Annotated in this window: 10 protein-coding genes; 9 read left to right on the plus strand and 1 reads right to left on the minus strand. The window is 34.7% G+C overall.

The features are described from left to right. Window positions 1-44: 44 nt before the first annotated feature. The 7 genes from J7604_RS25325 to J7604_RS25355 all read left to right on the plus strand — a co-directional run bounded on the left by J7604_RS25325 (window position 45) and on the right by J7604_RS25355 (window position 7,472). Complete coding sequence (locus J7604_RS25325; RefSeq protein WP_293902802.1) at window positions 45-386, plus strand: YciI family protein; 342 nt, start codon at window positions 45-47, stop codon at window positions 384-386. Between the two features lie 156 nt (window positions 387-542). Continuing rightward, window positions 543-1,127 (plus strand): cyclic nucleotide-binding domain-containing protein, encoded by a 585-nt coding sequence (locus tag J7604_RS25330; protein ID WP_293902805.1) that lies wholly within the window; start codon window positions 543-545, stop codon window positions 1,125-1,127. A gap of 165 nt (window positions 1,128-1,292) precedes the next feature. Continuing rightward, the gene (locus tag J7604_RS25335; RefSeq protein ID WP_293902808.1) at window positions 1,293-2,669 is read left to right on the plus strand and encodes a T9SS type A sorting domain-containing protein; all 1,377 of its coding nucleotides are present in this window, start codon (window positions 1,293-1,295) and stop codon (window positions 2,667-2,669) included. Window positions 2,670-2,881: 212 nt separating this feature from the next. Further along, complete coding sequence (locus J7604_RS25340; protein WP_293902811.1) at window positions 2,882-3,457, plus strand: sigma-70 family RNA polymerase sigma factor; 576 nt, start codon at window positions 2,882-2,884, stop codon at window positions 3,455-3,457. Further along, window positions 3,441-4,037 carry a hypothetical protein gene (locus tag J7604_RS25345; RefSeq protein ID WP_293902814.1) on the plus strand — a complete coding sequence of 199 codons (597 nt, stop codon included), beginning with the start codon at window positions 3,441-3,443 and terminating at the stop codon, window positions 4,035-4,037. Before J7604_RS25340 ends, J7604_RS25345 begins: the two co-directional genes overlap by 17 nt. Next, window positions 4,022-4,855: a hypothetical protein gene (locus J7604_RS25350; RefSeq protein ID WP_293902816.1), complete on the plus strand. Its 834-nt coding sequence runs from the start codon at window positions 4,022-4,024 to the stop codon at window positions 4,853-4,855. Before J7604_RS25345 ends, J7604_RS25350 begins: the two co-directional genes overlap by 16 nt. Before the next feature lie 85 nt (window positions 4,856-4,940). Further along, the gene (locus J7604_RS25355) at window positions 4,941-7,472 is read left to right on the plus strand and encodes a T9SS type A sorting domain-containing protein (RefSeq protein WP_293902819.1); all 2,532 of its coding nucleotides are present in this window, start codon (window positions 4,941-4,943) and stop codon (window positions 7,470-7,472) included. An 80-nt stretch (window positions 7,473-7,552) separates the two neighbouring features. On the opposite strand, the gene J7604_RS25360 is transcribed toward J7604_RS25355, so the two are convergent. Beyond that, window positions 7,553-9,892 carry an arylsulfatase gene (locus J7604_RS25360; protein WP_293902822.1) on the minus strand — a complete coding sequence of 780 codons (2,340 nt, stop codon included), beginning with the start codon at window positions 9,890-9,892 and terminating at the stop codon, window positions 7,553-7,555. A gap of 307 nt (window positions 9,893-10,199) precedes the next feature. Here J7604_RS25360 and J7604_RS25365 point away from each other — a divergent pair, with 307 nt between their 5' ends. Next, window positions 10,200-11,213 (plus strand): serine hydrolase, encoded by a 1,014-nt coding sequence (locus J7604_RS25365; protein WP_293902825.1) that lies wholly within the window; start codon window positions 10,200-10,202, stop codon window positions 11,211-11,213. A gap of 5 nt (window positions 11,214-11,218) precedes the next feature. After that, window positions 11,219-12,064: a hypothetical protein gene (locus tag J7604_RS25370; RefSeq protein WP_293902828.1), complete on the plus strand. Its 846-nt coding sequence runs from the start codon at window positions 11,219-11,221 to the stop codon at window positions 12,062-12,064. The last annotated feature ends 117 nt before the right edge of the window (window positions 12,065-12,181 follow it).

Consider the following 12,181-nt stretch of genomic DNA (forward strand, 5'->3'; position numbering starts at 1 on the left):
ATTGTTAAATTGGCCTCAATTAACCAACGTTATTTAATTTTGATATGAAAAATTTTATAGTGCTTTTAAGGGAACCTGATGGCCGCAAAGATGCGCATCAGGAAGATGAAATTAAAACACATCAACTCAATTGGAAAAACTGGCTTACGAAATACCAGCAGGAAGGTAAACTTGTAGGAGGAAGCAGTCTTACGCTTGAGGGAAATTTAATAAAGGGCAATGATGCTCAAGTGACTAAAGGTTTGCATGAGGTCGGGACTGAGATTGTCGGAGGTTTTTTATTATTAAAAGCTGAAGACCTGAATGAAGCAACTGCTATAGCCCAGACTTGCCCTATATATGAGTTTGATGGTTATGCGGAAGTGAGGGAGTTTAAGCAGCAGTAACTTTATTTACAATAATAAAGGGGCCTTTATTATCTGTTATTATTTAAGACTTACAATACAAAATAGAAATGGATATTATTTTGTTGACTGAGAGGTTACATATCTTTTCTAATGGGGATATATTCCCGTTTTCCAAGTTTCCTTATGTCCCAGGATATGTTAAAATTGTTTCTCCAGTCTTTGGAGGAAAAAGGTATTTCTATAAGTAAAGAAGATATAAAAACGGTTTCAGAACACACGCGAACGGTTTCTATAGAAAAAGGTATCACATTTATGAAACAGGGCGTGCCTGTTAAAAGACTTTATTTTTTGATCAGCGGTACTGTCAGGTTATACGTGGCTCATGAAACTCATGAAACAACAATGGATTTTATCTCCTGGAATGATTTCGTTTCTACATTTGTATATGTTCAAAATGAAGTTCCTTCGACAGTGGCTCTTGGAGCATTGACAAGTGTGACAGCACTTTTCTGGGAGAAAAAAGATATTGTCTTTCTTAAAAAACATACAAAGGTATTTAACGATATTGAAAATGTAATGCTGGATACTTTACTTCAGTGGAACCTAAGAAGAGAAATAGATTTTAGAAACCTTAGCCCTGAACAAAGATATCTGAAGCTTTATGAAAATCAGCCAAGAGTCGTGCAACAAGTCCCACTTAAATATATTGCTTCTTATCTGGGAATACATCAGGATAGCCTGAGTCGCATCCGTAAAAAGATTATTTTGAAACGCGCTTAACTACAAATGTTTAGAATCATTGTAACCCCTGAAAATCTGACAAAAGTCAGATTTTAATAAATATTTCATATTTTACTTTACTGAAAATTAAATCTGGTCTTATAGAGGAATTTATTTTTATTCACACCAGAGAGGGATTACAAATTATACTCAAATTATTACGCTATGAAATTGATTATTAAGGCTGTTGCAGTTTGCAATATGCTGATCTGTACAGCAAATGCTCAGGAAAATGTATTTAAACCGACAAAAGAAGCGGTTTATTTTAGAGCGAATGAAGAATGGAAATTGTCCAGTCTATACCATTATACTTACAATCAAAATGGTGATCAGGTAACCAAAGTAACAAAGAATGGTTCTGAAGTTCCTATGTCTAAGGATTCTCTTGTCTATTCAACGAATAAAGAAAATATCGAACACTACTATTATATCTGGGATCCTTCATCCCAAAAATGGAATCCAAGTTCTAAAGAGACTTATTGCTATAATGAAAATGGAGAGTCTTGCGGTCATGCTTCCTATATTTACTCAAATGGATGGGTCTTAGACTTTGCAACTGAAGATGTAAGATCTTTCCCTCAGGCTGATGAGGAAGAAGTGAAAACAAGGGTATATGGAAGTGATGGCAAACAATGGAAAGACATGACCAAATACCTTATCAAGTATGATGCAGAAAGAAAAATAGTAAGCAAGACTTATTCTTTTGTTGATCCTGTTACGAAAGCCTGGACTTATTCATCAAGAATTTCCTATAACGGTTGGTTGGATTTTGAAAATGATGTTCCAGCAAAGCGAGTAACTGAAGAATATAAAAATAATGAGTGGTTACCGCAGGATTCAAGCACGTTTGAAGAGTTTCAGAACCTTTGGATAGAAACCAGAAAGACCTTTAATGCTGATAAAAGTTTGAAAGAAATACTGAAAATATCTAATTCAAAAGATGGAAATTACAGAGATGTCATGAAAGCATGGAATAATGGTTGGTTGCAAATTTCATCCTATGATAGAACTGATATAAAGGTAACAACAACCCATAATGAATTTGAAGATGATCAGTTGTTATTAAACGAAAAGACAATTTATGATATCGAAAAAGGTCAGGTTGTTCACAGTATATACATTTCAACCATTGGAAGCGGAGAGGTTATAGAATATTCTGAGGCGGAGCATGAATTGGTTTATGATGATAAAGATAATCTTTTGGAAGACATTGCCAGTATCAGAACAGAGTCTACTGCTTCATACACACAATTTAGAAAAACTGTTTATTCAGATTTTGTAGAAATAGGCGTAGTGGCAGGTATTGAAAATAAGGGAAATGAAGAGTCGATTATTTATCCGAATCCTGGTACTGGTATATTTAATATCAGGAATTTAAAAGCAGGTGATCAAATGATCATCTCAAATGCTTCAGGTGTAAAAGTTTTTGAATCAGCAGCATTGAAAGACAACATGGATCTTTCAAATCTGACTTCTGGAATTTATTTGGTGAAGATCATTAACAATGAAACAGTCATCAGTGACAAACTGGTTATTGAATAGTAAGTGTTTATTTTAGCAACAAAGCCAGATTTAAAAAGTCTGGCTTTTTGCTTTTTATAGAGGTTATTTCATACCTAGATAAGTATAGGATAGTATTGATCTTTCTGTTTATCAGTGTTTTATTGTGAAGGGGAAATATTAATCCCTCCATATAAAATATTTTCACCATTTTTATAGAACATTTTTAATAGTCATACGCCCTCATTGAGGATATGGACGAAAAAGAACTTATTCGGGCTTGTAAAGAGCGTTCTATTTTTGCACAGAGGTTATTATATACCAGATATGCACCTTTATTAAGAGGTGTATGTGTCCGGTATTTAAAAAATCCTGATGATGTCAGCGATGTTTTGCAGGAAGGGTTTATTGAAATTTTTAAATGCCTGGACCAATATAAAGGCGAAGGTTCTTTTATAGGATGGCTCAAAAGGGTCATGATTCATTCCGCTATTGATTTCATAAGAAAAAATAAGAAGTACAGACTGGAAGATGTTAAAGAAGAAATTGACTTGTCTGAAGATACTTTTGACGAAGCTGAATATCTTAAGCTTCTTGATATGCCTGGCTATGAAGGTTATATGTTAAAGGCATTGCACAGTCTGCCAGAAATTTTATCCACTGTGTTCAGTATGTTCTATGTAGATGAGCTCAGCCATAAGGAGATTTCTTCATTGCTTGAAATAGATGAGATCACTTCAAGAACAAGACTTAACCGTGCAAAGAAATTATTAAAAGAATATTTGTTGAATTTTCTAAAATCAGCCCAAGACTATGCGCGATCCAATTAAAGACATGTATAAAGCAGTCTTTGATGATTATACAGTCAGAAAAGACGGGGGAGAGTGGGAGGCCATGGAAAGCCGCATTCAAAAGCAAAACTTCCTTCATTTTCGATGGTCACAGTTTAATATTTTTTATGCTGTTTCTATCATTACTACATTATTTCTGACGACCTTAATGAGTGGACATTATTTTTATTCTAACTTCATAAAGGAACCTTTATCAGAAAAAACTGCAGTGACTAAGGAAATACAGGAAAATAAGATTGTGCCCAATGTTGAATCTTCTGACCTTTCTTCAATACAAACAGAAAAAAATGTTAAAGCATCAAAGATGGTATCTGTAGAGCATGGAATGAACCTGAAAAATAATGTACGTCCAGTTATTGATAAGATACAAGATGAGAATAACATTGTAACACCCAATCAGAAGATTTCGGAGCCATCTGCAACTGCACAACAAACCACTTCCGAACAACCATCGAAGACTCCATTTATCAAGGTGCAGAAAGTTGTTATTGTAAAACAAGATACAATTCATTTAGTGGACACTATTAAAACGAAAGGAAGGTTTTGGAAAAAACATTAAAGGTTTTCAAGCTCTCTTTTTTTAGTTTATTAGCATATCTCTGTTCTCTACATTTATTATATGCACAAAGAGATACAGTTGTTGTTTATGACACCATATATGAAATGAAAGATCCGGTTGTGATTACACATGAATATTATAGTTCGTCAGATAAACAATTAAACAGAATTCGGTTAAATAAAATTTATTGCGGAGCTGGGTATTCCTGGGATTCATACAAAAATAAGAACGTAGAAAATGGTAATTCCAAATTTACTTCAATAGGTGGAAGTATATGGCTATCCAAAGTTTTCTTTGCTGAACTTGGATTTAATTATCAGATTGGAAAAACAAAGATACACAGCACTGTAAATAATAGAATTACTAAAGAAACAAACTTTATAGAATACGATACAATTGGATATTATATTCATACTGTTGATGGTGTTTCAACTGAGGTTCCCATAGTTGATGAATTCATAAGAACAAGGACAGATACTGTAGTCGCGATTGATCATGTTACATATAATAAACAGGTAAAGTCGATAAGCATACCAATTTCCTTTGGATATATATACACCAGAAATCGCTTTTATTGTAGTATTCTGGCGCAGGTAGCACCTGTATTTATATCTCTAAGTAAAGAAGGAGATGGGAAAGAAGCTTACGAAAAGCAATTGAGACTTGGTGCTGGTATTGAATTCGGAGTTAAATTAACAAATGCTGTTGGGATTTCTGCTCGTTATATGTTGCAGAATCAGTTTCAATACAGGATCTCTGATAAAGACCTTTCAGGTATTCAACATCAGGTTACATTGATGTTAAATTATTTTTTCTAAAACTCTAGAACGTTATTAATCTCTCCACGCCTTATCAATGAAAACGTTTTCAGTTTAACTTTTTACAACTTTTAAAAAGAAAATCATGAAAAAAATTATATTGTTTTTAGTATTCATTGTAAATGTATTGACAGGCTATAGTGGATCTATCTACCTATTAGGCCAAACAGATCATAGAGGTATTAGTGTGGAGGTTTGGAAATATGACGGCACACTGGTTGATACTGCAACAACCAATGTTTACGGTTCCTTTACTATACGATATGCTGATACTTATACATACTATAAATTAGTAGCGATAAAATCAGGTTATCATTCCATTACTGTTGACTCTGTCCGTGCATCATATGGCTCCTGGTATTCAGATAATGACGGACCGCTCAGGACTATAGACTTTGATTATGGATTTGCACCTGTATTAATACCAGTAAGTGGCTTAAAAGTATTGAAAGGATTTCTTGATGCAGATCTTACAGATACAACGGTGTTGCATTTCATTGAGAAAGATTGCCGAATCGCTAAAGATATAAAGGTTGGTCCAGGTGTTAAGATTTGCTTCAATAAAAATGCAGCATTTTATATTGAGAATAAATTCAAAATTGTGTTTGAAGGAAGTAAAAGTGATTCTATTAGGTTCCTTCCTTATCCAATTCCTAATGGAGATGCCGAAGGTGCAGTGAAGCTTGATGGAAATTCCAAGGCTGATTTTTCTTTTTGCAGCTTTAATAAATCTTTTAATGTACAATCAAAGAATCAGCAAACAAGAGCTTCTTTTAAGAATAATAAAATTCAAACTATTGACATTTTTTGTCGGGGGATAATAGAGCTAAGTAATAATCAAATAGATGGTCTGAAGATCAATCAAGCAGCAGAGTATTATGATTACATCACTCCTGAAATTGTAATCGAAAATAACAGAATAGGATCATTGTATTCCAGTTTAATTAATGGGCCTGCAATTATTAAAGATAATAATTTTATAGGATCTATTCAGATAGATACTGCATTGACAAGATTAAGGATTGAGGGTAATATTTTAAAAACCTGCACCTTTAATTATATTAATGGAATTGATTTTACTTGCAATAAAATTTACGGAGTAATGAGCTTGTCAAGTTATTCGACGGAGGGTAATATTTTTATTTCTGACAATGCTTTTACGCCAACATCGACATCTTCTTGGGATAATATTGTTATTCGAAATGACCAGGCTGGCATTGAAATTAAAAATAACTTTTTCTCAATAAGAGGTGGCAGATTAAAAATCAGGCCGGGAGACTATCAATGGTCTGCTACAAGATCAGTTTTGTTTGAAAATAACACGGTCTCAGGTGATGTAGTGTTTATCAACGATGATGAAAATTTGCAAAGGGATATTTCCCTGTTTAAAAATGTGTTCGGAGGAGATGTGCTGACTGGTGAATTGCAAATGGAGCATTATGATAATCTTTATAAATACGATGTTTTATGTTTTTGTGAAGCATCTGCTCAATTTTCGAATACATTGGGTTATAAAACTGACAGATATAATAATATCTATAGTGAGAGTATTTCTTTTATTAATGATACCTTACCATTTTTAAAAGAGTCTGTTGAAGGTATTGAGCGTCGCTTGGGCGTTAAGGTTGAAAGCTCTTGTTTACATAATTATTATAAGAACTCAATGACAATATCGGATGATCATAGTATATCCGGAAAAATTTCATCAGAAGCTTCTGATTTTACTTTAGCCTATGTTGCTGCTATCAACAAAAACAATGGAAAGACTTCTATTCAAAAAACAAATAACGACGGAACATATATTATTAAAGGATTGAAAAAAGGAGAGTATTTACTCTATGCGATACCTCGTGATACCTCATATTACAAAAATGGTATGTACGTGACGACAACCCTTCAGAAGGATTATTTTCCAACATATTTTTTTAATAAGCTGGATTCCAAATTGGCCAATAAGGTGATCTTAATAGGTGATATTACAGAGGCTAATATATCTCTGATCAAAAACACACAAAGCAATGTTACAAATGATGTTGTCATAGGAACTATCTTATATAAAGACACGACATTCAGTGATGCTGGGACAGATTGGATGGGCTCTTCAATGGGCGATAATCCTTTCTTTGCTCTAGACACTAAGCATTATGCTTGTCAGAACCTTCTACTTTATGCGGAAGATGAAAACGGTGCGATTGTGGGCTGGGCTAAAACAACTGGAGGAGGATTTATTTTTACAAATCTTCCTGCCGGGAAATTAAAAATAAAAGCACAACGAATTGGATTTCATCTTGAAAACGAAGAAACATTTATTGTTGAGCGTGGGATGTCTAAAGTTGTAGGTTATCTTGTAAAAGATGATGTTTCTTCGACTACGGGTATCTTACCAATAGAATATACAAGAGCTAATAATGTTACTCCAAATCCTTTTCAGGAAAGATTTATTCTGAATGATATATTGAACGATGAAGAAATTAATGTTTATGATATTATGGGGAAGCTTATGCTCAATCAGATAACGCACGGTGAGGAATCTCTGTTAATAGATGGTTCTTCTTGGCCAGCAGGAATATATTTTGTGAAATCTGGAGACAAGATCAGTAAAATAATAAAAGAATAATACCTGGGGATAAAGGTGTTTGTACAAATGAAAAGAGGCTGGCTCAATGTGAGTCAGCCTCTTGTGCTCTCTATCTGAAACTATTCTCCGCTCTTTTCCTGAGCTTCTCTATTATTCTGAGGATAATTGATGGTGATGTTGTTTAGCTTGCCTGTAAACTTAAAAGGAGATTTATATATGTCAGCAACTGGTGTTAGCTGATCTCTTCCAACATCAAGACCTTCGTCATAAGCAAAGATATAGGCATGAATAGGAGTGATGTCTTTTTCTGCAACCTTCTGATTATTGATATACAATATCTCTTTTCCTACAGATTCTCCCTGAGCTTTAGGTTGTATAAAATTGAAATCAAAACGCAATGATACTTTTCCTGTTGGAACTGATCTGTCAGAGACCAGGTAAGTAACTTTAGAGTTATGGTTATGAGCTACCTGTAGTTTTCCTTCTTTGACAAAGAAACTGAAACCTTCAAATCTGCTGCCTACCGCAAGTAAGGCACCTTCATTGGTTTTATCTGTAATTTCAACATCTGCAGTAATGCTGAATGGTCTTGCCGTTAATGAAGGTCCTGAAGCTCCGAAAATCTGAGCTACTCCTGGATATAACACAACTGTTGATTGTCCTTCATAGGCGCTTTGTCCCGCACCAAAGCTGGTGGACAATCCGTCCTTTAACGGATATACATTGTATTTTCTTGCTTCACTATCAAAGATGTCCTGAAGTTCTTTTAGTTTTTCAGGATTTTTGGCAGCAAGATCAATACGTTCGTTATAGTCTTCATTCAGGTTGTAAAGCTCCCATATATCTTTGTCAAAAGGAGTTCCGGGTTTGTGTAATGTACCCGCTTTCCAGCCATCTTTATAAATGGAACGTGTACCTGAAATTTCAAAGTATTGAATAGTATGTCTGCTTGGAGCTTTCGGATTATCAATGGTATACCCAAGGCTTATACCTTCTGCCGGCTCCTGAACATATCCGTTAATAACTGTCGGTACTTTAGCACCTGCTAGTTCCACCGTTGTAGGCCAGATACTGTTAACGTGCGTATATTGATCACGTATTCCGCCTTTGTCTTTTATGTTTTTTGGATAGAAGATGATCAATGGATTTCTTGTTCCTCCTTCTGAATTTGCATCTTGTTTCCAGTATCTGAAAGGTGTGTTGGTTGCCTGTGCCCATCCAAGAGGATAGTTAGGACTTGAATATTCAGTTCCTATTTTATCATAGCTCTTTAAAAGATTTTTAATCCTTTCATCATACTTAGGACCACTGTTGTCTTTATTGCCTTCGAAGTATTCACCCAATCCGTTTATAACTCCTCCAAAGGTACCCTCTTTGCTGGCTCCATTATCACCGACAACAAGTACGATCAAAGTATTGTCCAATTGATTAAGCTTTTTAAGATGCTTCACAATTCTTCCGATTTCATAATCAGTCTGAGAAATGAATCCTGCATATACTTCAAAGAATCTTGTGAATAATTTTTTCTCATCAACAGATAGTGAATCCCAGCTTTTGATGCCAGGGTTGTGCGGAGGCAATACTACGTTTTGAGGCACGATGCCCAATTTTTTCTGATTGGCCAATACCTGTTCGCGATATTTGTCCCAGCCTTGATCAAACTTACCTTTGTATTTGTCTATCCATGCCTTTTCTACCTGATGAGGAGCGTGGCCAGCACCTGTTGCTAGATATAAGAAAAATGGTTTATCAGGTGAGGTTGATTTTTGATCTGTGATATATTTAATCGCTTTATCTGCAAGCAACGTATTAAGGTGTGTGCCATTGTCAGTTTCAACCGGAGTAGTTCCTTCCACAAGCTGAGGATGGAACTGATCAGTTTCACCATAAAGGAATCCATAGTATTTATCAAAGCCTCGTCCCGTTGGCCATCGGTTAAACGGACCAGCTTGAGTAGCTTCTTTTACAGGTGTGATGTGCCATTTACCTAAAGCATAAGTACTGTAACCGTTTTCACGCAATACTTCAGCTATTGTAGCTTTTTCGAATGGTATTCTTGCATCATAGCCAGGGTAGTTAAGAGCTGTTTCAGGAAATAATCCCATATGAGCTGAGTGCTGATTACGACCGGTTATCAATGAAGCACGGGTAGGAGAGCATATAGCTGTTGTATGAAAGTTTGTATACCTGAGTCCATTGTTGGCAAGACTGTCAAATGTTGGAGTTTGGATAAGTCCTCCAAAAGATGAGATGGCTCCGAAACCAACATCGTCTAATAATATCCAGACCACATTCGGAGCTCCTTTGGTGGCCTTTACTATTGGTTCGGCTTTATAAGGTTGAGATTCAGGAAGGGTTTTACCTATCTTACCATTCCATTGCTGTGTGGGATCGTATTGGGCATATATGCCTTGTGAAAACAACCCCAGCAAGGCAGAAAAGAGTATAGATTTATTCATCAATGTAAAATTGTTTTTAAAAGGTTAATAAAAACTGGTAAAAGAAATTCTGATTCACTTTGGTGGTTGGAAAAGTGAATAATCTTATTAAAATTCTATTCAGCAAGCAGGTGGTAAACTGGTGGTTATGAAAAAGCTGTTAAAAACGGTGGTGAACAAAAATAGATTGTATTCAACTATTTACAAATATTCATTAAAAGAAATCGGGCATCGTATCACTAAGTGTTTAATGAAGTATTTTCTATAAATTAAGTTCTGCATTTTTTTATAACTCCTGGATTGATTAATTTCAATAAATTGATTTTCTATGAAACAGCTTTTCATAATTTTTCTTTCAGTCATTACAATCTCCTGTCAAAGTCAGAATAAATTAGCTCTCGAAGAACTTGAGACTATTCCTGGCTTATATTCAACTGTAGTACTTCAGAATGATACAGTGGCATTCAGGAAGTTTTATAATGGCAAGGATGATGAAACCTATTTTCATATCCATTCAGAAACTAAAAGTATCATGGCATTACTTATAGGTATTGCTATTGATAAGGGGTTTATAAAAAGTGTAGACCAAACTATTTCCGATTTTTATCCTGTAATTCTTGACGATACCTCTAAGCTTAAAAAACAAATTACGATCAGACATCTATTGAATCAAACGTCCGGACTAGCCGCTATTGAATGGCCTAATTCAATGTGTGATCAATGGTTAAACAGTCCGAATCCTTCTTTGTTTTTATTATCATTGCCTATGGATGCTGTTCCTGGAAGTAAATTTTCTTATAGTACACCTGCTTCTCATTTGCTTTCTGGTATTATAACAAAGGCCACTGGAATGGAAACTGCTGACTTTGCTGATAAATATTTACTCAATCCTTTAGGTATTACAGATCATAAATGGGTGAAATTGCATGATGGCTTCTATGATGGAGGTGGTACTGCTGTTCAGTTTAAGACTGACGACATGCTTAAAATTGCCAGACTTATCCTGAATAATGGAACACATAATGGCAAAGTATTAATATCACAGAAATACGTAGGACAGGTTTTCCAAAAAGACAAAAAGATACTTGCACCTTGGGGATTGAAAAATTCATATTATAATTTTTGCTGGTACACTGCGGACTTTGAAGGGTATGAAGTCAGGTATGCAATTGGATATGGAGGGCAATTTATTTTTATAATACCAGCTCTTAATACAGTTATAGCAGTGAATCATAACACAAGGGTTGTTGATCCGAATAAGCAGTCTGGAGTGTTTCTGGAGAAAAGTTTTCCGGTGATATTTAAGCAAGTGTTGGCGGCTTCGGAGGGAAGAGGAAAATGATTAAGATGAAATCTTGCTTATGTCAATTGGACATATTGTTAAAGAGAAGTACAATTTGTTTTATAATTGCAATAATAGCTAGTTGTTCTGCAGAGAAGGATAAAATTATAAAACCTGATCAAAGGAGTTTTTTGCTTGTAAATCTGAATCAGGAATTTCCTGTGATTAATTTTCCTTTAACTTTTCGTAATAATGATTCTCTAGGTCTTAGATGTATCAAGTGTGAACTTGATCCTTTCGGACAAAAAATTCTTAAAGAAGAATTTTCAATAAAAGATACCTACTTTAACTCAATTAAGGTGAGTAATAAAAATAAAAGTATCTTATTCCATAGTTTAGGCTCCTGGGCATCCTATTCTTTCAATTATGATAGTATTTATAGAAGATTGAGTGGAAGGGTGTATTCTTGTTATGATTGGGATATTTCTTATAGTTATAAGGATAGTTCTGATAAAATTTACCAATATTCAAGGGTGGACGATTTTAAACCAGATACAACAATTTACCATCTTGATTCTCAGGGAAGGGTTTCAACTGCAGAAGGAACAGAATATGGTGATTTATACAAAAGTCTATATATAAAAAAAGTATTTTATTCAGGTTCGGGTTCTATACCTGATTCCATTGTCAGCCTTTTCAAAAGAGAAAAGATAATAAGCGAAAGAAGAAAGGAGATCTTTTATTTTGCTGATAATAAGGTTGACTCAATGCGAATAGAGGCTGATGGTTATTTGTCTGGTTTGATAATTTTTGTTAATCGCTTCGATGATAAGGAAATGTTAGTTAGTAGAAGGATTATCTGGCCTGCAAAGCAGAGTGAAACATTTGTTGTTGAGAAGCTCTCTAAGTAATAGTCTTTGGTTTTAGGTACTTAAGTGTAATCAATAATACTTGAAAGAAAAAGGTGATTTGTTAGCAGCCCGCAAGTTAATAAACTTGCTATCATTTATGTGTCTCGTCCTGAAATA

Origin of the sequence: Sporocytophaga sp., from assembly GCF_017745095.1 — a bacterium.
Lineage (GTDB): Bacteria > Bacteroidota > Bacteroidia > Cytophagales > Cytophagaceae > Sporocytophaga.